The following is a 25,450-nucleotide window of genomic DNA, read 5'->3' as shown; positions in this document are numbered from 1 at the left end:
ACCCGCGAACACCCTGCGCGGATCATTACTGGGGGATAGCAGATGCACGTCACGAAGCGTCACGCCGTCATGGCGACCCTGATGGCCTCCGCCGCCGTCACGCTGCCGGCCCAGGCGCAGGAAACGCCCGCTGCCGACACCGCCCCGGCGATCGACGACGAAGGCGACGACATCATCGTCACCGCGCAGAAGCGCGAGGAAAATCTCCAGGACGTGCCGGTCAGCATCCAGGCGATCGGCACGCGCCGGCTCGACCAGCTGAACATCAGCAATTTCGCGCAATATTCGCAGCTCCTGCCTTCGGTGGCGTTCCAGAGCGCGCAGCCGGGCGTGACCACCGTCTATATGCGCGGCGTCGCCTCGGGCGGCGACGGCAACCATTCCGGCTCGCTGCCCTCGGTCGGCGTGTATCTCGACGAACAGCCGGTGACGACGATCGGCGGTACGCTCGACGTGCACGTCTACGATATCGCGCGCATCGAAAGCCTCGCCGGGCCGCAGGGCACGTTGTACGGCGCGTCGAGCCAGGCCGGCACGATCCGCATCATCACCAACAAGCCCGATCTCAACGATTTCTCGGGGCGGATCGACGGCGAGCTCAACACCGTCGCGCATGGCGGCCAGGGCGGCAAGCTCGAAGGCTATGTCAACCTGCCGCTGGCCGACATGATGGCGCTGCGCGTCGTCGGCTTCTATCAGCGCGACGCCGGGTATATCGACAACGTCCCCGGCACGCGCCGCTTCGACGTCTCCGCACCGGCCACGCCGCTCGCGCCGGGCTATACCGGCACGGTCACCAATGCCGGGCTGGTGAAGGACGATTTCAACACCAACGAAGTCTATGGCGGTCGCGCCGCGCTGAAGATCGATCTCGACGACAGCTGGACCGTCACCCCGACGGTGATCTACCAGCAGATGAAGTCGAAGGGCATTTTCGGTTATGACAAGACCGTCGGCGACCTGCAGGTGCAGCGCTTCTTCCCCGACAAGCGCCGCGAACGCTTCGTCCAAGCGGCGCTGACGATCGAAGGCAAGATCGGCAATTGGGACGCGACCTATGCCGGCGCCTATCTCGATCGCACGACGCATTCGTCGACCGATTATACCGATTATGCCGAGGCCTATGATTCCTTCTACGAAGGCGGCGTGGCGAGCGCGCTGTATTTCCAGAATGCCGCCGGCCAGACGATCGATTCACGGCAATATGTCGTGGCCTCGGATCACTTCAAGAAACTGAGCCAGGAATTCCGCGTCGCCTCGCCGCAGGACGAGCGCTTCCGCGTCGTCGCGGGCCTGTTCTATCAGCGCCAGAGCAACCTGATCCACCAGGATTACCAGGTCGCCAATCTCGCCCCCGACCTGTCGGTCAACGGCTTTGCCGGCACGCTGTGGCTGACGCAGCAGCACCGCGTCGACAAGGATTATGCGATGTTCGGCGAGGCGAGCTTCGACATCCTGCCCAATCTGACGCTCACCGCCGGCGGCCGCGCGTTCATCTACGATAACACGCTGATCGGCTTTTACGGCTTCGGCCGCAACCCGAACGGCGAGCCGTATAACGGCGTCGGCAGCGGCGGCACCGGCGTCGCTGCGTGCTTCACCAATGGCGGCGGCACGGTGCGCAACAATCCCGGCGGCACGGTCATCGCGCCGGCGGTGGCGGGCGGCCCGTGCACTGACCTCGGCGTGTACAATTACAGCACCGGCGGGGTTGATCCCAAAACTGCCGATGGCCAGGGCTTCACGCATCGGCTCAACCTGACGTGGAAGCCCCGCGACGGCCTGTTGCTCTACGGCACCTGGTCACGCGGCTTCCGCCCGGGCGGGATCAACCGCCAGGGCACGCTGCCGCCCTACGATCCGGATTACCTGACCAATTACGAAATCGGCTTCAAGACCACGCCGTTCCCGGGGCTGCGCTTCAACGGTGCGATCTATATGCAGGATTGGAAGGCGTTCCAATTCTCGTTCTTGGGGCTCAACAGCCTGACGCAGATCCAGAACGGCTCCAACGCGCGGATCAAGGGGGTCGAGGCGGATCTCAACTGGCAGCCGGTCGACGGCCTGTCGCTCACCGCGAGCGGCTCGTATACCGACGCCAAGACGCGCAACAATATCTGCAATGCGGCGGATGCCACCTTCGCCTGCACCGGCGAGGACAATTTCATCCTCGCGCCCAAAGGCACGCGCCTGCCGATCACGCCCAAGGTGAAGCTGAATGCCACCGCGCGCTATGCCGTGCCGGTGGGCGACTTCAAGGCCTATGTGCAGGGCCTGATCGCCTATCAGGGATCGGCCTCGACCGACATCCGCGTCGTACCGGCCGCCGTGCTCGGGCGGCTGGATGACTATACCACTGCCAATCTCTCCATCGGCGCGGATTTCACCCGCTTCACGCTGGAGCTCTTCGCGCAGAACGTCACCGACGAGCGCGCCGAGCTGTCGCGCTATCAGGCCTGCAGCGTGTGCAACGTGCGCAACTATACCGTCGTTGCCACGCCGCGCACGATCGGGATCAGGGCGGGGGCGAAATTCTGATGCGCCGGGCTTCTCGCGCCGCGCGCAGCAGAAGCCCGGCCACCGGAGGGCGGCCCCGCCAAGTTCGGATGGTGCCGCCCAATATCTGCCGCCAGCTTATACTTGGCTGATCGATGCCCCGGCCATCGCTATAGTTGCGACCGGTCATGGTCGTTAGTTGCGCGTGCGCAGTAGATCTTTTGACCGGCTGCTAACGTCTTTTTAGCGCATCGCGGCGATATCTTGCGCGATGCCACGATATCCCCTGATCGCGCCCAACCCGCCGCGCCTGAGCGACCATGTCGATGCGCTGCGGCGAATCGAGGCGTCCGGCGTGTTCAGCAATAACGGCGCCGAAGTGCAGGCGTTCGAGCGCAACGTGACCGACGCGCTGTTCGGCGGGCATGGCGCGAGCATTGCGGTCGCCAATGCGACGCTCGGGCTGATGGTCGCGATCCGCCACGCGGCGCGCGCGAACGGCCGCCCCGCCGGCCTGGCACTGATGCCGGCGCTGACCTTCGCGGCAACCGGCCAAGCGGCCTTATGGGCCGGGCTGACCCCGCTGGTCTGCGACATCGACCCGGACGACTGGAGCGCCTGCGCCAGGACCGAAGAGCGCCTGCTGCAACAACATGGCGATCGCATCGCCGTGCTCGTGCCCTATGCCACGTTCGGCAACGCGATCGATCTCGGCCGCTATGCCTGGCTGCAAAAGCATTACGACGTCGGCGTGGTGATCGATGCCGCATCCTCGCTCGGCACGATCGACGCGGCGGGACATGGCTTTGGCCAAAACGCGCCGTTCGCCGCGGTCTATTCGATGCACGCCACCAAAACCTTCGCGGTCGCCGAAGGCGGCTTGATTCACAGCGGCGACGCCGGTTTGATCGCGACGCTGCGCGCGATGATCAATTTCGGCTTCGAGGGGACACGCAGCGCGACCTTGCTCGGGCTCAACGCCAAGCTGCCGGAAATCACCGCGGTACTGGCGCAGGCCAAGCTCGCCGAGATCGGGGCGATCTGCGACGCGCGCGCGGCGATCGAAGCGGCGTATCGCGACAGTCTCGCCGGGTTCACGCTGCAGGCCGTGCAGGGCCTGCGCCGCGCGATGCAGTTCATGCCCGTATTGCTGCCCCAGCCACTGGTGGCGAAGCGCGACGCGATCGCGGCGCGGCTCGAACGGGAAGGCGTCGGCACCGGGCGGTATTTCAGTCCGCATCTCGGGCAGCAGCCCTTGTTCCGGGCCGAAGCGCTGATCGAGCCGACGCCGCACGCCGACGACATCGCCGCGCGGCTGCTGTCGCTACCGATCACTGATGCCATGACGCCTGCCGATGCGCGCACCATCGCGGCTTTGTTCCGCCAGGCCTGCGCCGCCGAAACCGCCCGCATCCCGGCCGCGCCGCGTGCCCTTCCCGCGGCCAGCACGGTGATCGTTGGCGGCGGCCCGGCCGGCACCGCATTGCTGACGGCAGCGAGCAAGCGCGGGCAGCTTGCCGCGTTCGCGCAAGGGCTGGTCGTGGTCGAGCACGACGATGCGATCGGCGGCGGGCGGCTCGGCCGCTATGCGATTACCTCGGACAGTACCGCCACCACCTTCCTCAGCGCGGTACAGGACAATCCCTATCCCGAACTGGCCGCGATCACCGCGCATCCGGCGGGCCGCGCGGTGGCGCGTTATACCGATGCGCTCGGCGTGCCGCTGGTCGAGGCCGGGCCACTGCTGCGTGCCACCGGCGACCGGCTGGCCGATATCGTGCGCGCCCATGGCGGCACGATCCTGACCGGGCATGATGCGCTGGGCACGCGCCGCACGTCTGCGGGCCTATGGTCGACCCGCCTGCGCCGCCGCAGCGACGGCGTGGAATTCGAGCAACTGTCGCACGATATGGTCATCGCCACCGGCGGTCATCAGCCGCTCGACCGCCTCGCTGTGCAGCAGGTAGCGGGGGAATCGCTACTCGCCCAGGCCGGCGACCGATTGCTCCAGTCGGATGAGGTGCTGGCGCTCGGCGGTTATGCCAAGCTCGCCGATCTGCTCGCGGGCAAGCGCAATCCCCGGATCGCGGTGATCGGCGGCTCGACCAGCGCGCTGGCGACGATCGCGTTGATCCTCAAGCAGGTGCCCGCTTTGCCGTTCGGCGCCGGCGGCATCACGCTGCTGCATCGCCGCCCCCTGCGCCCCTTCTATCCTTCGGTCGAGGCGGCGCACGCCGATGGCTTCGACGATTTCTCGGCGCCGGATATCTGCCCGGTGAGCGGCTTCGTCTATCGGCTTGCCGGCTTCCGGCTGGAGGCACGCGATCTCGTGCTGCGCCTGCTCGGCGTGGATGGCCGCGCGCCCGATCCGCGCATCGCCACGCACCGCATCACCGGCGCTGACGATGCCGCCGCCCGCGCCCATCTGGCTGGGGCCGATATCGTCATCGCCGCGCTCGGCTATCGTCCGCACGCACTGCCGGTGCGCACGCCGCGCGGCCGCACGATCGCGCTCGCCGCACATCAAGGCAGACCGATGGTCGACCGCCATTGCCGCGTGCTCGATGCACAGGATGCGCCGCTCCCAGGCCTATACGGTATCGGCCTTGCGGCCGGCTTCGTGCCGTGGGGCGATCTTGGCGGCGAAGCAAGCTTCTCCGGCCAGGCCAACGGCCTGTGGCTGTGGCAGAATGCGGTCGGCCAGATGATCGTCGATCAGATCTTCGAGCGCCGCGCCGCCGACGCCCCCGGCAGCGCACGCGCAGCATGACCGCGCCAACGGTCAGCGTGATCATGGCGGCGTATAACGGTGCCGCATTCCTGCCGGCGACGATCGCCAGCCTGCAGGCGCAGACCTTCACCGATTTCGAAGTCGTGATCGTCGACGATCGCTCGACCGACGATACGCGCGCGGTGCTCGCCGCGATCGACGACCCGCGCTTCCGCATCGTCGAGAGCCCGATCAATCAGGGTCCGGTGCGCACCCGCAACCATGCCGTGGTGCAGGCGCGGGGACGCTATCTGGCGGGTCTCGATCAGGACGATCTGTGCCGGCCCGACCGGCTGCGCGCCCAGGTCGCCTATCTCGACGCACATCCGGATACCGTGCTGCTCGGCACTGCCGCGGCCTATCTCGACGATGACGTGATCAATCCCGCGGTGCGCACCGCACATACCACGCCGGCGCTGATCGAATGGCTGCTGCTGATCGAGAACCCGCTCGTCTGGTCCTCCGTCATGCTCCGCGCCGACGCCATCGGCGACCCCTTCACCGACCCCGACCGGCTCTATGCCGAGGATTTCGATCTCTATCACCGCATGGCGCGCCGCGGCCGCATCGCGCGGCTCGATACGCCGCTGGTCCTGTACCGGCGCCACGAGGGCGGCGCCTCGCAACGCTATACCGAGACGATGTATGCCAATGCCGCGGCGGTGCTGGCCGGCGCTTATGCCGAGCCGTTCGGCGACCAGGCCGACGACATTGCCGGCCTGGTGATCCGCCACATGATGGCACAACTGCCAGTGCCCGATGGCGCGACACTCCGCCGGCTCGGCGACGCGCTGGCGCGGCTGCAGGCGCACTTCTTCGCGCAGCGGCCGATCGGCGCCGAGGACCGCAAGCTGATCCGCTGGGAAACCGCGCGACGCTGGGGCCATACCAGCCGCTGTGCGCTGCGCAGCGGCACGATCGGCTTGCACGACGCGATCACCGCGCGGCCCGATCATCTCGGCCTCGGCCATACCGGGTTCGAGGATCTCGCACTGTCGCGGCTGATCGGCGGTGCCCGCGCGGTCAAACGACGCTATAGCAGGTGATGCGCGCGCCGCCGTACCGAAAGCACCCCGCATGCAGCACGATTACACCAGTCGCATCGAATGGACCGGCAATCGCGGCACCGGCACCAGCGGCTATCGCGATTACGACCGCAACTGGACCGTCGCGACGCCGGGCAAGCCGCCGATCGCCTGTTCCAACGATCCGCTGCTGGGCGGCGATCCGACGCTACACAATCCCGAGGATCTGCTGCTCGCCAGCCTCTCGGCCTGTCACATGCTCTGGTATTTACATTATGCCAGCGTCGCCGGGATCACCGTGCTCGGCTATCGCGACGATCCGATCGGCCGCGGCGACAGTATGCCCAACGGCGCCGGCCGCTTTCTCGCCGCCACGCTGCGCCCGCATATCGCCCTCGCCCACGGCAGCGACGTCGCCGCCGCGGATGCGATCCATGCCGATATCCACAAGGTCTGCTTCATCGCCCGCTCGGTCAATTTCCCGGTCGGCTATGCGGCGACCTATTCGGTCGCTTGAGCCTTGCGCGCGAAACCATGCGACAGGCCGGCAAATGTCTGTTATACCGGGCCCATCGTGTGACATTGCCCACAAGCATCGCACGGCTGAGAGACTTCACGCGCTCCCGCTTGTAAAAGCCCCGGAGCCCTGTTCTTGGCCCCTCGATACCCTGCTCGCAGGTAAACGGATGGTACGGATGCCTGGACTAAAGTCCCGGGCTCCGCGCGATTGGGCTGTTCTTTCGTACCGTCGTCGGCCCCTGGCCGGCGATACGACCGCGATCGAAAGCACCGGCCGAGGCCGGACGGTGCTTTCGGCTTTTCTTCCCGGCTTCGTCTACCCAAGGAAATACCTATGCCGATCGGCACCGTAAAATTTTTCAACGCGGACAAGGGCTATGGCTTCATCGCGCCTGAAGGCGGCGGGAACGACGCCTTTGTGCACATCAGCGCTGTCGAAGCAGCTGGCATGCGCACGCTCGATAAGGAGCAGCGCGTCTCCTACGAGCTGGAGCAGGACCGCCGCGGCAAGATGTCGGCCGTGAACCTCGCTTCTGCGTGATTGATGTCGGCGGGCGTCGGAGCGATCCGGCGCCCACCACTCTCTCCACCTGGAACACGAGGAATTTCCCACGAATACCACCGCCATGTTCTATCGCGATCGTGCCCGTCAGGCCCAGACCGACGCCGATTCCGCGACCCTCGATAATGTCCGCGACCGCTGGACGCGCGCCGCCAAGGCGTGGGACGAGATGGCTACGCGCGCGGAAAAGACCGCCGATCGCCGTGCCGTCAACGAGGAAGCCAAGGCGTTGCCGGGTGAAGACGACGATTAGACCGTCGCATTGCCGCCGGGCGGCTTGATCGCCGCCCCCTCACTCCGCTAGCCAGCATCGCATGATTGCCAGCGCCCCCCTGCCCGACACCGACGAGTCCGCTGCCGCCGAGCTGGCCGCTCTCGCCGCCGAGATCGCGCGGCACAATGCGCTCTATCACACCGAGGATGCGCCGGAGATATCCGACGCCGCCTATGACGCGCTGATGCGCCGCAACGCCGCGCTCGAAGCCGCCTTCCCGCACCTGATCCGCGCCGATTCGCCAAGCCGCTCGGTCGGCGCCGCGCCCGCCGGGCATCTTGCCAAGGTCGCGCACGCCCGCGCCATGTTCAGCCTCGACAACGCCTTTGCCGATGCCGACGTGGCGGACTTTGTCGGTCGCGTGCGCCGTTTCCTCAGCCTCGCCGACGATGCGCCGGTCGCGCTTACCGCCGAGCCCAAGATCGACGGCCTGTCCTGTTCGCTGCGCTACGAGAATGGCCGCCTGGTCCAGGCGTTGACCCGCGGCGACGGCCAGGTCGGCGAAGACGTCACCGCCAACGTCCGCACGATCGGCGACATTCCGCCAACGCTGCCGGCCGGCGCCCCGGCGGTGTTCGAGGTGCGCGGCGAAGTCTATATGGCCAAGTCGGATTTCGCCGCGCTCAACGCCCGCCTGCTGGCCGAAACCGGGGCGACGGGCAAGGAAGCGCGGCAATTCGCCAACCCGCGCAATGCCGCCGCCGGCTCGCTGCGCCAGAAGGACGCCGCCGTCACCGCCTCGCGCCCGCTGCGCTTCTTCGCCTGGGGCTGGGGCGAGACCAGCGCACTGCCCGGCAACACGCAAAGCGCGGTAATCGCCGCGATCCGCGCCTGGGGCTTCCCGGTCACCGCGCAGTTCCAGCCCGCCGGCACGCTCGATCAGGGCCTCGACGCCTATCGCCGGATCGAGCACGAGCGCGCCGATCTGCCGTTCGATATCGACGGCGTGGTCTACAAGCTCGACCGGCTCGACTGGCAGCAGCGGCTGGGCTTTGTCGGCCGCGCGCCGCGCTGGGCGATCGCGCACAAATTCCCCGCCGAACGCGCCGAGACGACGCTCAACGATATCGAGATCCAGGTCGGTCGCACCGGCAAGCTGACCCCCGTCGCCAAGCTCGAACCGGTCACTGTCGGCGGCGTCGTGGTGCGCAACGCGACGTTGCACAATGCCGACGAGATCGCCCGGCTCGGCGTGCGCCCCGGCGACCGCGTGATCCTGCAGCGCGCCGGCGACGTTATCCCGCAGATCGTCGAGAATCTGACGCGCGATGCCGACCGCCCCGCCTGGACCTTCCCGGCGCACTGCCCGCGCTGTGGCTCGGAAGCGGTCGCCGAGGAGGGCGAAGTCGATGTGCGCTGCACCGGCGGGCTGATCTGCCCGGCGCAGCGGCTCGAACGGTTGAAGCATTTCGTCAGCCGCGGCGCGCTCGACATCGATGGCCTGGGCGAAAAGACCCTGGTCGAACTGCTCGATCTGAATTGGATCGCCGAGCCGGCCGACATCTTCCGGCTCACTGCACACCGAGAGGAATTGCTCGGCCGCGACGGCTGGCAGGCCAAATCGGTCGATGCATTGCTCGCCGCGATCGACGCCAAGCGCGCGCCCGATGCCGCGCGGCTGCTGTTCGGCCTCGGCATCCGCCATATCGGCGCGATCACCGCGCGTGACCTGCTCAAGCGCCTCGTCACCTTGCCCAATGTCCGCCAGCTCGCCGACGACATCATCGCGCTGCGCGACGCCAACCCGCCGGCGATCGGCGAAAGCGCACAGAAACACCGTACCCGCCTAGACAAGGTGATCGCCGACCATATCGGGATCGAGAATGTCGGCGCTGCGGTCGGCCATGCGCTGGCGGACTTCTTCCACGAGCCGCACAACCGCGCGGTATGGGACGATCTGCTGGCGCAGGTCTCGCCACCCGATTTTCTGGTCGAGACGCGCGACTCGCGGGTCAGCGGCAAGACCGTCGTGTTCACCGGCACGCTGGAGACGATCAGCCGCGACGAGGCAAAGGCGCAGGCCGAGTCGCTGGGCGCCCGCGTCTCGGGATCGGTATCGGCCAAGACCGATCTCGTTGTCGCGGGCCCCGGCGCCGGATCGAAGCTGAAGAAGGCCGCCGAGCTTGCCATCGAGGTGATCGACGAGGCCGAATGGGCACGGATCGTCGCTGTAGCATCATGATACCAACCGCTTAGCGGCCACTCCTGATGTGATGCCTTTTTGCAACGCAGCAAGAAACGTTACGACCAACCCTATCAACGTGACCAGGATGTCATGTAACCGAAATATTGGGAGCGCAGGGGCGCCTGCAACGGACAACGATCCGCAGGACCAGGGCGCGTAGGGCTCAAAAGGGAAAACTTCATGAGAAACAATTTGTTCCTTGGTGTGGCAGCGATTGCGCTGCTCGCACCCGCCGCCGCGATGGCGCAGGAAACCACCACGACGATCCGCGGTACCGTGACGCAGGATGGCGCGCCCGTTGCCGCTGCTGATGTCGTCGTTCTGAACACCGCCACCGGCTCGCGCGCGACGACGACGACGACGGCCGATGGGTCGTTCAGCCTGTCCGGCCTGCTGCCCGGCGGCCCCTACACCGTCGAAGTGACGAGCGCGCAGGGCAACGCCTCGGTCACCGACATCAACACGATCGTCGGCCAGCCATACACGGTGCCGGTCGAGATCACGGCTGACACGGCCGACATCGTCGTTACCGCATCGTCCGTTGCCGGCGCCGGCACTACCTCGGACGGTCCGCAGACGGTGCTCAGCCGCACCGACATCGCCGCCGTGGCGACCGTCAACCGCGACATTCGCGATCTCATGCGCCGCGATCCCTTCGCCCGTATGGAAGACACCGCCTCGGGTGGTCGCTCGATCTCCTTCGCTGGCGTCAACCCGCGCTTCAATCGCTTCTCGATCGACGGCGTGATCGTCAGCGACAATTTCGGCCTCAACCCCGATGCCAACCCCACGCGCCGTGGCCCGGTACCGATCGATTCGATCGGCCAGTTCTCGGTCTCGATCGCGCCTTACGACGTCCGCCAGGGCAACTTCCTCGGCGGCGCGGTGGATGCCGTGCTGCAGACCGGTACGAACAAGTTCCACGGCACTGGTTTCTATTCGCAGAACACCGATGGCCTGTCGGGCGAGAAGATCGGCGGTACCGACACCAACCTCGACTATAAGAGCGAGACCTATGGCGCGACGCTGTCCGGCCCGATCATCAAGGACAAATTATTCTTCATGATCTCGGGCGAGCGCAACACGCAGGGTAATCCGTTCTCGCCTGCGCTGACCGTCATTCCCGGCCTGACCACCGACAAGATCAATGCGGTTCAGGCCGCGGCATCGTCGGCCTTCAACGGCTACGAAGCAGGTGGCATCCTCGCCCTGTCGCAGGACAAGGACGAGAAATTCGTCGGCAAGCTGACCTGGAACATCACCGACAAGCAGCGCCTGTCGGTGTCGTACATCAATGCCTATGACGAAAACCAGATCCAGGGCAACGTCAGCACCAGCAGCTCGACCCCCGGCTTCGGCCTCGAATCGAACAGCTATGGCGGCACCGAATTGCTCCGCGCCGGCATCGCGCAGCTCAATTCGACCTGGTCGGACACGTTCTCGACCGAAGCGCGCTTCCTGTACAAGAGCTATGAGCGTGGCCGCCCGGCCGGCGGCGCGCCGCTGTCCCAGTTGCGTGTCTGCACCGATGCCACCAACGGTTCGGCGATCGGTTCGCCGGCCAACACGACCAACGACACGCCCACGTCGTGCGGCTCGAACAACCCGATCCTGTCGCTCGGCACGGAAAATTCGACCCAGTCGAACGTGTTCAACACCGACACCTATGGTGGCTCGCTCGTCGCGCGCCTGACCATGGGCAAGCATGATCTGCGCGTGTTCGGCGAAATGAACCGCGTCGGCATCTTCAACCTGTTCCTGCAGAACACGTTGGGTAACTATTACTTCGACTCGATCGAAGATTTCCGGGCACGGACGGCAAGCTCGGTCACGTACCAGAACACCGCGACCGGCAATCCGGACGACGCCGCTGCCGACTTCAACTACACGCAGTTCACCTTCGGCATCCAGGACGACGTCGCCGTCACCGATCGCCTGAACGTCAATTTCGGCGCCCGCTACGACACGTTCGCTGCGCCGACGGCGGTGCCGCTCAACGCCGGCTTCACCGCGCGGTACGGCTTCTCCAACACCAGCACGATCAAGGGCAAGGGCCTGTTCCAGCCGCGCGCCGGCTTCGATTGGGAGCCGATCGACGATTTCAAGATCCGCGGTGGCGCCGGTATCTTCGGCGGCGGCACGCCTGACGTGTATCTGTCGAACAGCTATTCCAATGCCGGTGCTGGCATCGGTGGAGTGTCGATCAACTCGGTGACCGTGCAGCGCTGCGCGATCAGCGCAGCATGCACCACCGGCTATCAGCTGAACGGCGCCAACATTCCGGTCGCGCAGGGGCAGTCGCTGCTCAATAACGTCACGGGCACGTCGATCCCCGCTGGCTTGCAGGCGCAGATCCCCAATACCGGGGCAAACGGCCTGGCCAATATCAACGCGCTGGATCCGGATTTCGAAATCCCCAACGTTACCAAGGCAACCCTGTCGGCCGATTGGACGCCGCGCAACTTCCTGGGCGGCGGCTGGCACTTCGGCGCCGATTACTATTTCAGCAAGACCAATGCCGCGGTGTTCTTCACCGATCTGCGCTCCACCGTGATCGGCAAGCTGCCTGACGGCCGCGATCGTTACGGTCCGCTCGTCGGCACCAACACCAACACGGACATCCTGCTGACCAACTCCAGCAAGGGCCGCAGCCATATCGGTGTCGTCCGCGTCGAAAAGAACTTCGATTTCGGCCTCGATCTCGGCCTGTCCTATGCGATCCAGGACGTGAAGGATCAGGCACCGGCAACCTCGTCGACGGCCGGCTCCAACTATGGCAACGGCGCCTTCATCGATGGCAGCGGTGCCGCTTACGGCACGGCGAACGATCAGGTGAAATGGTCGTTCAAGTACAGCGCGGGCTTCAACCACGCCTTCTTCGGCGACTATAAGACCATCATTCAGCTGTTCGGTGAAACCCAGGCGGGTCGCCCGTACAGCTTCACGATGGAGGATGCCGCAAACGTGACCCGGAGCGCCGTATTCGGTGTCACCGGCCGTGACGATCGCTTCCTGCTGTACGTGCCGACCGGCACGACCGACCCGATCGTCAGCTATGACAGCACGGCAACGCAGAATGCGCTTGAAGGCCTGATCGGCAACACCAAGCTGAAGGACTTCCGCGGCAAGATCGCCCCGCGCAACCTCGCGCGGTCGCGGGCTTATACCCGCCTCGATCTTCATCTCGAGCAGCAGCTGCCGACCTTCGTGGGCAACTCACGCATCTCGGTCTTTGCCGATATCGAGAACCTGCCGAACCTGCTGAACAAGAATTGGGGTGGCTTCCGCCAGGCAGTGTTCCCGTATGTCGAAGATACTGTGCGGGTGCAGTGCCTTTCGGCACCGGTCGCAACGGGAACGGCGCCGACGTCGGGCCAGATCAACAGCGCACCGAACCAGCCCTGCGTGCAATACCGTTACTCGAGCTTCATCGAGCCTAACGCCAAGCAGCTGGAAATCCGCCGCTCGCTCTACCTGATCCGTATCGGCGCCCGCTTCAGCTTCTGATCGCCGCCCGAGCGCTAACAGAAAGGCCGCCGTCCCAATCGGGACGGCGGCCTTTCTTTATCTTAGCCCCGCTGCAGGGGACGGGCTCAAGTACGATTCACCGCATCAGCACCAGTTCTTCCGCCATCGACGGGTGCAGCGCGACCGTCTGGTCGAACGCGTCCTTGGTCAGGCCGGCCTTCACCGCGATCGCCGCCGCCTGCAGGATCTCCGGCGCGTCCGGGCCGATCATGTGCAGCCCGAGCACCTTGCCGGTGTCGCTGTCGCAGACCATCTTGTAGAGCGCGCGCTCGTTGCGGCCGGCCAGCACGTTCTTCATCGGGCGGAAATCGGACGTATAGACCTTGCACGAGCCGAGCTTGTTCTTCGCCTCGCTCTCGGTCATTCCCACGCCCGCCATCGGCGGATGGCTGAACACTGCCGCCGGGATATTCTCGTAATCGACCCGCGTCGGCTTGCCGCCGAACACGCTGTCGGCAAAGGCCTGGCCCTCGCGGATCGCGACCGGAGTCAGCTGCACGCGGTTGGTCACGTCGCCCACCGCATAGATGCTGTCACAGGTCGAGCGATTGTCGTCGTCGACGACCACGGCGCCTTTCGCGTCGAGCTCCACGCCAGCGTTCGCCAGCCCCAGCCCTTCGGTATTGGGCTCGCGTCCGGTGGCGAACATCACGCAATCGACGGTGATCGGCTCGTGCCCCGACATGCTGACCTTGAGGCAGCCATCGTCGAGTTGCTCGATCCCCTGGAACTCGGCGTGGAAGCGGAATTCGATTCCCTTCATCATCGAGATCTGCAGCAGGCGATCGCGGATCGATTCGTCATAGCCGCGCAGGATCACGTCGCTGCGGTTGATCAGCGTGACGTGCGCGCCGAGCTGGTGGAAGATCCCGGCGAATTCGTTGGCGATATAGCCCGCGCCGGCGATCAGGATGCGCTTGGGCACCGCGTCCAGATGGAATGCCTCGTTCGAGGTGATGCCGAGCTCGGCACCGGGGCAATCGGGCACCGAGGGCCGGGCACCAGTGGCGATCAGGATCGTCTTGGCGGTGATCTCGCGCCCGCCGGCCAGTTTCACATTGTGCGGGCCGGTGACCTCGGCGCGTTCGGCGATGATCTCGACATCGTGGTTGGTCAGCGTGTTGGTATAGGCGCCGTTGATCCGGTCGACCTCCTCCATCACATTGTCGCGCAGCACCTTCCAGTCGAAGTCGTACGTGTCGGGCACGTTCCAGCCGAAGCGCTTGGCGTCCTTCAGATCCTCGGCGAAATGTGCGCCGTAGATCAGCAGTTTCTTGGGCACGCAGCCGCGGATCACGCAGGTCCCGCCGACGCGATATTCCTCGGCGATCGCCACCTTGGCGCCGTGCGCGGCAGACACGCGCGCGGCGCGCACCCCGCCGCTGCCGGCACCGATGACGAACAGGTCGTAGTCGTAGTCACTCATGATACATTCCTAGTGCCGTCATCCTGACGACAGGCAGGATCCATTTCACCTGTCGGGCGATCATCCGTGTGGCGCGATGGATCCTGACGTTCGTCAGGATGACGGGTGTGTTGGGAGCGGTCGGCTTACCCGAACGCCCGCTTGATCAGATCGTCGGTCGAGGCATCGAAGCTCTGCCCGCCCTCGACCGCCGCCTTGGCCATTTCCTTGCCCAGCTCGACGCCGAACTGGTCGAACGAATTGATCCCCAGCAGCACGCCGTTGACGAACACGCGGTGCTCGTAGAACGCGATCAGCGCGCCCAGCGAGCGGGCATCGAGATCCTCGAGCAGGATCGTCGCGCTCGGCCGGTCGCCCGAATAGCTGCGCGCCGGATCGTCGGTCTGCTTGCCCGCCATCAGCGCGGCGCCTTGCGCGAACGCATTCATCAGCAGCTGCCGGTGATGCTCCTCGCCCAGCGTATCGCCCGGCTCGATACAGGCGACGAATTCGACCGGCACGAGATGCGTGCCCTGATGCAGCAGCTGGAACACGGCATGCTGCGCCTCGGTACCGACCCCGCCCCAGGTGATCGCCGCGCTCGGCCGGCCGAGCGGCTCGCCATCGGTCGTCACGGCCTTGCCGTTCGATTCCATCTCCAGTTGCTGGAGATAGGGCGGCAGCAGTTTCAGCCGCTGATCATAAGCGAAGGTCGCGCGCGTCTCGGCGTGGCGCACCTGCGTGTAATAGAGATCCGCAAAAGCGGCGAGCGCCGGCGCATTCTCGTGCAAGGCGGTGAGGCGGAAATGCCGGTCCATCTCGGCTGCGCCTTCGAGCAGTTCCTCGAAACAGTCCCAGCCCAGCGCCAGCGCCGCGGGAAAGCCGATCGACGACCACAGGGAGTACCGCCCGCCGACGCTTTCGCTGAACGGCAGGATGCGCGTCTCGTCCACGCCCCATTCCAGTGCCTTGTCGGGATCGGCGGTCAGCGCGATCACCTTGCCGTACACGTCCGACACGCCGTGCTCCGACATCCATTGCAGCACGCTCTGCGCGTTGGTCATCGTCTCGGTGGTGGTGAAGGTCTTGGAGGCGATGACCAGCAACGTGGCATCGGGATCGAAGCGCTTGAACGCATCCTCCAGCGCCACGCCATCGATATTGGCGACGATCGCCACGTCGTAGCGATCGGCATCGCGCCCCAGCGCGTCGATCAGCAGGTCGGGGCCCAGCGCCGATCCGCCGATCCCGACATGCAGGATATGCCGCACCGGCCCGAGCGCATCCGCCTCGATCGCGTCGATCAGCGCGCGCATCCGCGATTGCAGCGCGCGTGCCTTGGCCACGGCCTCTTCCGACCCCTCACCGCGCTCGGCGGTATGTTCGACCGCGCGCCCCTCGGTGACGTTGACCACCTCCCCGCCGAACAGCGCCTCGCGCTTGGCGCTCAGCCCCTGCGCCTTGGCCAGCGCCTCGAACGCCGCCACCGCCTCGCGCGTCAGATGCGTCTTGGACCAATCGAAATGCAGCCCCGCCACATCCAGTGAAAAGGCTTCGAGTCGTCCGCTATCGCCGGCGAACAGGTCGGTCAGCGGGCGGGCAGGCAGCGCCTCGATCGCGCTCCAGTCGGCAGTGGGCATCGGTCACCTCGGAATTGTCTTGTGGCTGTTAGATCGGCCTAGCGCCCGCGGGTTACAACCGCCAGCTTGACGCTTGGGTCCCGCCGCCGCAAACCGCGCCAATGTCCGATATCGATACCTTGTCCAGCGACACCGCGCCCGTCGCGCCTGCGCCTGCGAAACCTAGATCCGAGACGCGCGAGACGCTGACCTTCCTGCTCAAGCTGATGGTCGTGGTGCTGATCTTCCGCAGCTTCATCTTTTCGCCTTTCTCGATTCCCAGCGAATCGATGCTGCCGCGGTTGCTGATCGGCGACTATCTGTTCATCTCGAAATGGAATTACGGCTATTCGAAGCATTCGCTGCCGTTCAGCGTGCCGCTGATCCCCGGCCGGATCTTCGCCAATCTGCCGACGCGCGGCGACGTCGTGGTGTTCAAGGCGCCACCGGGCAACAGGACGGATTACATCAAGCGCGTCATCGGCCTGCCCGGCGACACGATCCAGATGCGCGACGGGCAGCTGATCCTCAACGGCGTCGCCGTGCCCAAGGAGCGCATCGCCGATTTTACGCTGCCGCTGACGCCCAATTTCGGGCCGCAGGAATGCGGCGCCGCCTATCAGGACACCGACAAGGGCCAGCCGATCTGCCGCTACGAGCGCTTCCGCGAGACGCTCCCCGGCGGCCGCAGCTATGACGTGCTCGATCGCGGCACCACGATCGCCGACGATACCGGCGTCTTCGCTGTCCCGGCCGGCCATGTCTTCATGATGGGCGACAATCGCGACGACAGCGCCGACAGCCGCTTTCCGCAGGTCGAAGGCCAGGGCATCGGCATGGTCCCGCTTGAAAATCTCGAGGGCAAGGCGGTGATCGGCTTCTTCTCGACCGACGGCAGCGCCTCCTGGCTGCTGCCCTGGACCTGGTTCACCGCCGCGCGCTGGAGCCGCATCGGGGAAGGCTTTTGAGCCTATCTCCCGTCGGCAATCTGGGCGACTGGCTTGAATCGATCCTCGGCCATCGCCCGGCCGATCTCGCCCCGTTCGAACGCGCGCTGACGCATGGCAGCCAGGCCAAGGCCAATTACGAGCGGCTCGAATTCCTCGGCGATCGCGTGCTCGGCCTTGTCATGGCGGAATGGCTGTTCACGCTGTTTCCCGGCGAACCGGAAGGCGCGCTGTCAAAGCGCTTGAATGCCGTCGTCACCGGCGCGGTGTGCGCCGATGTCGCGCGCGGCCTGGGTGTCGCGCAGCATCTGAAGCTCGGCAAGCAGGCGCGCGACGATGGTGCGACCGACAGCGACAATGTGCTCGGCGACGTGATGGAGGCGCTGATCGGCGCACTGTATCTCGATGCCGGGCTGGATGCCGCGCGCACCGCGGTGCGCACTGCCTGGGGCGACCGCGTCAAGGCGCAGAGCGTCGCGCCGCAGCATCCCAAATCCGCGCTGCAGGAATGGGCTGCGGCGCACAATCGCCGCACACCGGCCTATGACATTATCGACCGCTCCGGCCCGCACCACGCCCCGCGCTTCACCGTCAAGGCGAGCATCGGCACGCTCGCCGAGGCGACCGCCGAGGGCAGTTCGAAACAGGAAGCGGAAACCGCCGCCGCCGCCGCCTTGCTGGCGGCGCTGACCAACGGAACCAAGAAATGACTGAACCCACACAACATTGCGGCCTGATCGCCATCCTCGGCGCGCCCAATGCCGGCAAGTCGACGCTCGTCAATGCGCTGGTCGGGCAGAAGGTGGCGATCGTCAGCCCCAAGGCGCAGACCACCCGCGTGCGCCTGATGGGCGTGGCGATCGAGGGCGACACGCAATTGCTGCTGGTTGATACCCCGGGCATTTTCGAGCCCAAGCGCCGGCTGGATCGCGCGATGGTCTCCGCCGCCTGGGGTGGCGCCGAGGGCGCCGATATCCTAGCGCTGGTGGTCGATGCAAAGGGCGGGCTCGGCAGCAAGGTCACCGGCATCGTCGAGAGCATCGCCGGCCGCTCCGAGCCTAAATACCTGATCCTCAACAAGGTCGATCTTGCCGATAAGGCGAAGTTGCTCGTCCATGCCGAGAAGCTGAACGCGCTCGTGCCGTTCCAGGAGACCTTTTTCGTCAGCGCCACCACCGGCGATGGCCTGGCCGATCTCAAGGCGCATCTGGCGAAGGCCATGCCGGAAAGCCCGTGGCATTATCCCGAGGACCAGGTGTCGGACGCCACCGAGCGCAGCCTCGCCTCGGAAGTCACGCGCGAGCAGCTCTATCTCCAGCTCCACGCCGAACTGCCGCAATCGAGCGCGGTCGAAACCGAGCAATATAACGAGCGCCAGGATGGCTCGCTCGAGATCCACCAGCAGATCCTGGTCGAACGCCCCACGCAGCGCGCGATCGTGCTTGGCAAGGGCGGCACGCGCATCAAGGAAATCGGTGCCCGCGCCCGCGCCGAGCTCAGCAGCATCATGGGCCGCCCGGTGCATCTGTATCTGCACGTGAAAGTGAAGCCCGGCTGGGACGAGGAACGCGACGTCTATCGCGACATGGGCCTCGATTGGGTGGAGTGAGCCTTCTTAATCCTCCCCGGCACGGGGAGGGGGACCGCGCGCTTCTTCAGCGCGTGGTGGAGGGGGTGGGCCGGTAACGCAGCCGCCGCGCTGCCGGCCCACCCCCTCCGTCAGCCTACGGCTGCCACCTCCCCGTTCCGGGGAGGATCAAGCCAGCACTTCTTCCACCCAATCCGGCACCAGCACACCCGCCGCCCCCAGCCGCGTCTCGCCGAAAAACACGCTTCCGCCGGACGGCTCCAGATTGAGCTCCAGCGTCCGGCTCCCGTAATAGCGCGCGGTCTGCACGAACCCCGCCGCCGGATACACTGCGCCCGACGTGCCGATCGACACGAACAGGTCGCAGTCCTTAAGCGCCGCATCGATCCGCTCCATCGCGTACGGCATCTCCCCGAAGAACACGATATCCGGCCGCACCGCTGCCGCACCGCACGCACCGCACGCCGTTCCCGGCGGCATCGCCCCGGTACATGCCCGTCGATCCCCGCACGCCGCGCACAAGCCGGAGTTCAGTTCCCCATGCATGTGCAGCAGCCGCCTGGCGCCGGCGCGCTCGTGCAAATCATCGACATTCTGCGTCACGATCAGCAGATCGCCCTTCCACGCCGCATCCAGCCGCGCCAGCGCGACATGCGCCGCATTGGGCTGGACACCCGCCAGCGCCGCGCGCCGCAGGTCGTAGAACCGGTGCACCAGCGCGGGATCGTCCGCCAGCGCCTCGGGCGTGCACACATCCTCGACCCGGTGCCCCTCCCACAATCCGCCGGGCCCCCGAAACGTGGCGATACCGCTTTCGGCGGAAATGCCCGCGCCGGTCAGGATGACGATGTTTTCGATGTCACGCATGGCGGTCATCTAAGCCGGCGTCGCGACTTCTGCCAATCGGCCACGATAGCGCGGTTCGATATATGTCCTGCTTTCTGCGCAGCAGCTTTTCAGCCCGATGGAGCCAGATCTCGATCAGTGCGCGTTGGCGCCAATACCAAGAAATCGCCATACGAGGCCGTGGGAAATGACGCCCCTGTTCCTCGATTTGCAGCGATGAGCCATTCTTAACACAAGCTTCACCCTTTCATCGTTACGGCAACAAAATGAATTTGCCGTTGTCCCCCCAGACGATGCCGCCCGCCTGGCACGGGCATGACCGGCTGGACGCGCTGATTGCGTGGTCGACCGCGCTTTCGCGCCCCCATGCACGCACCGTGACTGCCGCAGCCATCGTCATCGCCGGACTCGCCGATTGGGCGACAGGAAATACGCTGTGGTTCGGCCCGATCTACCTGCTGATCGTCTGCATGCCCGCCTGGACCTTGGGGGGGCGCGAAGCCGCGCTGAGCAGCGCCGCCTGTGTGGCGGTATCGCTCGCCGCGAACGGTTTGGATGCCTATCCGCTCGGTCACACCGCGATCGTCTGGAACATGGCGATGCGCATCCTGGCCGTGACGATCATCATCGTATTGATGTCCGGCGCGCGTCGCTCGCACGATCACGAATGGCATCGCGCACGCAGCGATCCCTTGACCGGTCTCGTCAACGAGCAGGCCTTTTATGACAACGCCATTGTGGCCGCGAGGCATCGGGCATGGGGCATACTCGCCTATGTCGATCTCGACGGCTTCAAACAAATCAACGACCGCCACGGCCATGCCGCGGGGGACGAAGCGCTACAGGCCTTCGCGACCGGTGTGCGCGACTTGCTTCGATCAGGCGACGTGTTCGCGCGGATCGGGGGTGACGAATTCCTGCTGTTCCTGCCGGTCGACAGCGAAGCCGAGGGCTATCGGCTCGCCGAGACGCTGCACCGGCGGATGAACTGCATGCCGTTGCCGTTCGCGCTGGGCTGCAGCATCGGCGCCCTGATGTTGGACCTGAGCGAAACCGGTGTCGACAAGGCCCAGGTCGGTGTCGCCGACCGACTGATGTACGAAGCCAAGAACGAGGGCGGCGCCATCCGGATCCGCACCGCCGGCGCGCCGGACGGCGGTCGCCGGCAGGCCGCGGCCAACGATCACTGCGCCCAGCCCAGCCTTATGTCGGTCTCGAGCGTCCTGACCTGACCTTTGCCTGCGTGTCGCGTAACGGCGTTGCGCGGAACAATCGAATCCATCGCGTCGCCGATGACCCGGCGAAGGCTCTTGCCGGCAGCCGGCGCGCTCTCCATCGCACAGCGCGACGGCAGCCGCTCACCGCCGTCACGCACACCACGCATGGCCCCCCGCCACAAACCTCGCTAAACGCCGCGCCATGCGTGCCCGCAAGCCCGATCATCATCTGACGCTGCACCGCAAGGGCAGCACCCCGCCCTGGCTGTCGCTGCTGCTGCGCGTCGGCCTCGCCTTCGCGCTGATCGGCGTGGCACTGGGCATCTTCTGGTTCGATCGCGCCGGGCTGCGCGACAATAGCGACGGCGCGGTGAGCTTTGCCGACGTGGTCTATTTCACGATCATCACCATCACCTCGGTCGGGTACGGCGATATCGTGCCGGTCAGCACGCAGGCGCGGCTGATCGACAGTTTCCTGGTCACGCCGATCCGGCTGTTCGTGTGGCTGATCTTTCTTGGCACGGCCTATGATTTCCTGCTCAAGCGGGTGTGGGAGAAATGGCGGATGACGGTGATCCAGCAGAAACTGACCGGCCATATCGTGGTGATCGGCTATGGCACCAGCGGCTCGGAGGCGGTGAAGGAACTGATCCGGCGCGGCGCCGCGCCGGAATCGATCGTCGTGATCGACGACAGCCAGGCCGCGCTCGACCGCGCCAAGGATTGCGGCATGACGGTGATCCTGGCCGATGCCACGCGCAACGCCAGCCTGGAGGCGGTCAAGATCGCCCATGCCAAGGCGGTGATCGTTGCCGCGGGGCGCGATGACACCTCGATTCTGATCGTGCTCACCGCGCGCCGTGTCGCGCCGAGCGTATCGATCAGCGTGATCATACGCTCCGCCGACAACGAGCCGCTGGCGCATCAGGCCGGCGCCGACACGGTGATCAATCCGGCCAGCTTTGCCGGGCTGCTGCTTGCCGGATCGACCCACGGTCCACATATCGCCGATTATATGGCGGATCTCGCCGCGTCGGACGGGCGCGTCTCGTTGCGCGAGCGCGCGGTGACGCCGGACGAAATCGGCCGGCCGCTGGCCGCACTCGCCACCGGGCTCGGCGTACGCCTGTATCGCAACGGCGATTGCCACGGCTTTTGGGAGCCCGAGGCCAAGGCGCTGCAGGCCGGCGATTCGCTGGTCGAGATCGTCCCGCGCGGCGAGCCGCGCAGCGATCGCCCGGTCGCCGCGGCATGAAAGGGCTGTTCCTGCAGCACCATATTGTGGCAGCAGGATCGAGACAGCACCCTGTTCGGGGATCGCCCGCATTGCCGGCCCGCCGGGATGCGCCCCCCGCCCACCCCTTGACCAACCTTAGCCAGTCCGGACCGTTCACCTCATGACCAAAATCGGCATCATCGGCAGCGCCGGACGGATGGGGCAAGCGCTTGCCAATGCGATACCCGATATGGGCGGCACGCTGGTCGGCGGGATCGATGCCGGCGGCGATCCCGCCCCGCTCGCGCGCGACGCCGACGTGCTGGTCGATTTCTCCGCCCCGTCCGCGCTCGACGCGACGCTGGTGGCGGCCAGGCAGGCCGGCACGCCGATCATGATCGGCACCACGGGCCTGACGCCGGCGCACCACGCCCTGATCGACGCCGCTGCCGCCGATATCGCCGTGCTGCAGACCGGCAACGTGTCCCTGGGCGTCACCCTGCTCGCCAAACTGGTGCGCCAGGCGGCCGCCACGCTCGGCCCGGATTGGGATATCGAGATCGTCGAGATGCATCATCGCCACAAGGTCGACGCGCCATCCGGCACTGCGCTGCTGCTCGGCGAAGCGGCCGCCGCCGGCCGCGGCACCACGCTCGCCGAAAGCCGTGTGTCGGACCGCGCCGGGCTCACCGGCGCGCGCAGCGAGGGTACGATCGGCTTCGCGTCACTGCGCGGCGGCTCGGTCGCGGGCGATCATCAGGTGATCTTCGCCGGCACCGGCGAGCGGATCGAGATCGGCCACCGCGCCGAGGATCGTGCGATCTTCGCCAGGGGCGCAATCACCGCCGCGCTGTGGCTCGTCGGCAAGGCGCCCGGGCGCTACACGATGGACGAAGTGCTCGGCCTGTGATCGCGGCGGCATGAAGAAGGCGGACGTTTTCGACTTCTACCGGCGCCTCGCCGAGGACGATCCCCATCCCGTCACCGAGCTGGAATACGGCAACCCGTTCCAGCTCGTCGTCGCGGTCGCCTTGTCCGCGCAATCCACCGATGTCGGCGTCAACAAGGCGACGCGCGCCTTGTTCGCCGAGGTCGATACGCCCGCCAAGATGCTCGCGCTCGGCGAGGACGGGCTCAAGCGGCATATCAAGACGATCGGCCTGTTCAACACCAAGGCGAAGAACGTCATCGCGCTGTCGCAGCTGCTGGTCGACCAGTTCGGCGGCGAGGTGCCATCGACGCGCGACGCGCTCGAGCGGCTGCCCGGCGTCGGGCGCAAGACGGCGAACGTCGTGCTCAACGTCGCCTTCGGGCAGGAGACGTTCGCGGTTGACACGCATATCTTCCGCGTCGGCAACCGCACCGGCCTGGCACGCGGCAAGACGCCGCTCGCGGTCGAACTCGTGCTCGACAAGGTCACGCCCGGCCCGTTCCGGGTCCATGCGCACCATTGGCTGATCCTGCACGGCCGCTATACGTGCAAGGCGCGAACGCCGGAATGCTGGCGCTGCATCGTTCGCGATCTATGTGCGTTCAAGCCCAAGACGCCCGCGCCCAAGAGTGCTGCGTCCAAGGAGACCAAGGATGCGTAAGGTTCTGCTCGCTCTTCTGGTGATCGCCGCCGCCGCGCCCGGCGCGGCGCGGGACCGCCAGGTGCTGCCCACCGCCACGCCCGTCGGCAAGCCGGAGAGTTGCATCCCGTTGCGCAACATCCGCCAGAGCCATGTCCGCAACGATCATGTGATCGATTTCGAGATGAACGGCGGCAAGGTCTACCGTACCACGCTGCCGGGTGGCTGCCCCGGCCTCGGCTTCGAGGAAAGCTTCAGCTACCAGACCTCGCTCAGCCAGCTCTGCTCTGCCGATATCATTACCGTGCTGCGATCCCCCGGCGTGATGCGTGGCCCGAGTTGCGGCCTGGGGCCGTTCCAGCCGGTCACGCTGGCAAAACGGCCCCGTCGCTAAACAGGCTGGCGTCAGCCGCAGAGCTTTGCTACCCGCTTGATCTGCACCAGCACCCGTAGCTCAGCTGGATAGAGCGCTGCCCTCCGAAGGCAGAGGCCACTGGTTCGAATCCAGTCGGGTGCACCAGTTCCGTTTATCACTGCGCACCGGCTCTTGCGGGTCGGCGCCCGCGCCGCAGCGGTGCGATCCTATGCCACGCAAGCCGTGTCTGCATACCGTTCGGCTATCCAAGGCCGGTCGAGCCCCAGCCTGAGCGGTAGCCGAAGGCCTAATTTGCCATGGGCGACGACGCGGCCTTGGCATCCGGGACCTTGGGCAGGATGACCTCGACCCGGCGATTGCGCTGGCGGCCCGCTTCATCGTCGCTGCCGTCAGTCTTCGCGTTGGGCGCGATCGGGCGCAGTTCGCCAAGGCCGATCGTGCGCAGGCGCGCCGTATCGACGCCCTTGCCGACCAGAAAGTCCTTCACCGCCACCGCGCGCTGCTCGGAAAGTCGTTTGTTGTAGGCGTCGTCGCCCTTGGCATCGGTGTGACCCTCGATCGCAATCGGGCCGGCCGCGCCCGCGGCGATCAATTCCGCCAGCCTGGCGAGGGTCGGCTCGGCTTCGGCGCGGATCGTCGCCTTGTCGAAGTCGAAGGTGATGTCACCGGGCAGGGACACGATCGTTCCGCGGTCGCTTTCGGTCGCGCCCAATGCCGACTTGAGCTTTTCGGCGGCCGACAGGCTGCTCGTGGCCGTACCGGCGGCACCAAGCTGCGATCCGCCATTGGTCGCCGGGCCAATGCGGGACGCGGGCAATTCCCGCATGTTCGACAGCGCCGACTGATCGGAAATGGCGCCGCCGCCTGCGCTATCCAGCGGCAGCGCTATCTCGAAGCGCGGAGTCGCGGTGTAGAGACTGTCGCGGCTGCTATTGCCGTTGAAGATCAATGTGGCCGTGCCCGACGCGGGCAATTTACCCGCGAAAACGATCATGCCGTCCATCGCCTTGCCCGGCGGTACGGCCAGATCGGGCGTCGTGGCCGAGGGGACCAGCAGCAATTTTTCGCCGCTCTCGGTCAACAGGTAGCTCTGCTCGTTGCCGGCGTTCAGCTTGATGTCCCGCTCCCGGCCATTCATGACGCGGATCGCGACAGCGCTACGGTCCCCCGATCGCGTCAGCGACAGCACCTGGAGCACCGTCGCATTGGGGTGGACCGCCTGGGCATCAATCGGCTGGCCTGCGCCACCAAAACTGACCAACCCATTGTCGCACGACGCCAGCGCAAGCAACAGCGCGATCGGGGC

20 protein-coding genes and 1 tRNA gene are annotated in these 25,450 nt (G+C 66.2%); 17 read left to right on the top strand and 4 right to left on the bottom strand.

From position 1 onward, the window contains the following. The first annotated feature begins 42 nt into the window (after positions 1-42). From NV401_RS04095 to NV401_RS04060, 8 genes are all read left to right on the top strand, one after another. Entirely contained in the window at positions 43-2,538 is a 2,496-nt protein-coding gene (locus NV401_RS04095) for a TonB-dependent receptor (protein WP_261293125.1), read from the top strand. A 229-nt stretch (positions 2,539-2,767) separates the two neighbouring features. Then, positions 2,768-5,266, top strand: coding sequence for a DegT/DnrJ/EryC1/StrS family aminotransferase (locus NV401_RS04090; RefSeq protein WP_261293124.1), 2,499 nt, complete (start codon positions 2,768-2,770; stop codon positions 5,264-5,266). After that, entirely contained in the window at positions 5,263-6,312 is a 1,050-nt protein-coding gene (locus NV401_RS04085) for a glycosyltransferase family 2 protein (RefSeq protein ID WP_261293123.1), read from the top strand. Before NV401_RS04090 ends, NV401_RS04085 begins: the two co-directional genes overlap by 4 nt. Positions 6,313-6,343: 31 nt before the next feature. Continuing rightward, entirely contained in the window at positions 6,344-6,808 is a 465-nt protein-coding gene (locus NV401_RS04080; RefSeq protein ID WP_261293122.1) for an OsmC family protein, read from the top strand. A 336-nt stretch (positions 6,809-7,144) separates the two neighbouring features. Then, positions 7,145-7,351, top strand: a complete 207-nt coding sequence (locus tag NV401_RS04075) for a cold-shock protein (protein WP_034159288.1) — start codon at positions 7,145-7,147, stop codon at positions 7,349-7,351. A gap of 85 nt (positions 7,352-7,436) precedes the next feature. Beyond that, positions 7,437-7,625 carry a hypothetical protein gene (locus tag NV401_RS04070; RefSeq protein ID WP_261293121.1) on the top strand — a complete coding sequence of 63 codons (189 nt, stop codon included), beginning with the start codon at positions 7,437-7,439 and terminating at the stop codon, positions 7,623-7,625. Between the two features lie 61 nt (positions 7,626-7,686). Then, positions 7,687-9,828 carry an NAD-dependent DNA ligase LigA gene (gene ligA / locus NV401_RS04065; RefSeq protein ID WP_261293120.1) on the top strand — a complete coding sequence of 714 codons (2,142 nt, stop codon included), beginning with the start codon at positions 7,687-7,689 and terminating at the stop codon, positions 9,826-9,828. Between the two features lie 183 nt (positions 9,829-10,011). After that, complete coding sequence (locus tag NV401_RS04060; protein WP_261293119.1) at positions 10,012-13,338, top strand: TonB-dependent receptor plug domain-containing protein; 3,327 nt, start codon at positions 10,012-10,014, stop codon at positions 13,336-13,338. A gap of 97 nt (positions 13,339-13,435) precedes the next feature. Here NV401_RS04060 and gor read toward each other — a convergent pair whose 3' ends face one another. Together gor and pgi are read right to left on the bottom strand one after the other, a co-directional pair. After that, positions 13,436-14,785, bottom strand: coding sequence for a glutathione-disulfide reductase (gor, locus tag NV401_RS04055; protein WP_261293118.1), 1,350 nt, complete (start codon positions 14,783-14,785; stop codon positions 13,436-13,438). Positions 14,786-14,910: 125 nt separating this feature from the next. Then, a complete protein-coding gene (pgi, locus tag NV401_RS04050; protein ID WP_261293117.1) occupies positions 14,911-16,404 on the bottom strand; it encodes a glucose-6-phosphate isomerase in 1,494 nt (497 codons plus the stop codon). A gap of 101 nt (positions 16,405-16,505) precedes the next feature. On the opposite strand from pgi, the gene lepB reads away from it, so the two are divergent. From lepB to era, 3 genes are read left to right on the top strand one after another with little or no spacing between them, the layout of a single operon-like run. Continuing rightward, positions 16,506-17,351: a signal peptidase I gene (gene lepB, locus NV401_RS04045; RefSeq protein ID WP_261293116.1), complete on the top strand. Its 846-nt coding sequence runs from the start codon at positions 16,506-16,508 to the stop codon at positions 17,349-17,351. Beyond that, entirely contained in the window at positions 17,348-18,040 is a 693-nt protein-coding gene (rnc, locus tag NV401_RS04040; RefSeq protein ID WP_261293115.1) for a ribonuclease III, read from the top strand. Before lepB ends, rnc begins: the two co-directional genes overlap by 4 nt. Further along, positions 18,037-18,939, top strand: a complete 903-nt coding sequence (gene era, locus NV401_RS04035; RefSeq protein ID WP_261293114.1) for a GTPase Era — start codon at positions 18,037-18,039, stop codon at positions 18,937-18,939. The genes rnc and era overlap by 4 nt, the downstream gene beginning before the upstream one ends. Positions 18,940-19,086: 147 nt before the next feature. Here era and NV401_RS04030 read toward each other — a convergent pair whose 3' ends face one another. Continuing rightward, the gene (locus NV401_RS04030) at positions 19,087-19,785 is read right to left on the bottom strand and encodes an NAD-dependent deacylase (RefSeq protein WP_261293113.1); all 699 of its coding nucleotides are present in this window, start codon (positions 19,783-19,785) and stop codon (positions 19,087-19,089) included. Positions 19,786-20,030: 245 nt separating this feature from the next. Here NV401_RS04030 and NV401_RS04025 point away from each other — a divergent pair, with 245 nt between their 5' ends. The 6 genes from NV401_RS04025 (at position 20,031) to NV401_RS04000 (ending at position 24,288) form a co-directional block, all read left to right on the top strand. Next, positions 20,031-20,996 (top strand): GGDEF domain-containing protein, encoded by a 966-nt coding sequence (locus NV401_RS04025; RefSeq protein WP_261293112.1) that lies wholly within the window; start codon positions 20,031-20,033, stop codon positions 20,994-20,996. Positions 20,997-21,183: 187 nt separating this feature from the next. Further along, positions 21,184-22,236: a potassium channel family protein gene (locus NV401_RS04020; RefSeq protein ID WP_261293111.1), complete on the top strand. Its 1,053-nt coding sequence runs from the start codon at positions 21,184-21,186 to the stop codon at positions 22,234-22,236. 142 nt (positions 22,237-22,378) lie between these two features. Continuing rightward, entirely contained in the window at positions 22,379-23,107 is a 729-nt protein-coding gene (gene dapB / locus NV401_RS04015; protein WP_261293110.1) for a 4-hydroxy-tetrahydrodipicolinate reductase, read from the top strand. Positions 23,108-23,117: 10 nt separating this feature from the next. Beyond that, a complete protein-coding gene (gene nth / locus NV401_RS04010) occupies positions 23,118-23,789 on the top strand; it encodes an endonuclease III (protein ID WP_261293109.1) in 672 nt (223 codons plus the stop codon). Next, the gene (locus NV401_RS04005; protein WP_261293108.1) at positions 23,782-24,162 is read left to right on the top strand and encodes a hypothetical protein; all 381 of its coding nucleotides are present in this window, start codon (positions 23,782-23,784) and stop codon (positions 24,160-24,162) included. The genes nth and NV401_RS04005 overlap by 8 nt, the downstream gene beginning before the upstream one ends. Positions 24,163-24,211: 49 nt before the next feature. Beyond that, positions 24,212-24,288, top strand: a tRNA-Arg gene (locus tag NV401_RS04000). 142 nt (positions 24,289-24,430) lie between these two features. Here the strand turns inward: NV401_RS04000 and NV401_RS03995 are convergent. Beyond that, entirely contained in the window at positions 24,431-25,435 is a 1,005-nt protein-coding gene (locus NV401_RS03995) for an OmpA family protein (protein ID WP_261293107.1), read from the bottom strand. Positions 25,436-25,450: the final 15 nt, after the last annotated feature.

Source organism: Sphingomonas hylomeconis, from assembly GCF_025370105.1.
Lineage (GTDB): Bacteria > Pseudomonadota > Alphaproteobacteria > Sphingomonadales > Sphingomonadaceae > Sphingomonas > Sphingomonas hylomeconis.
The sequence above is the reverse complement of the archived record's forward strand: the minus strand, read 5'-3'. Positions and strand labels throughout refer to the sequence as shown.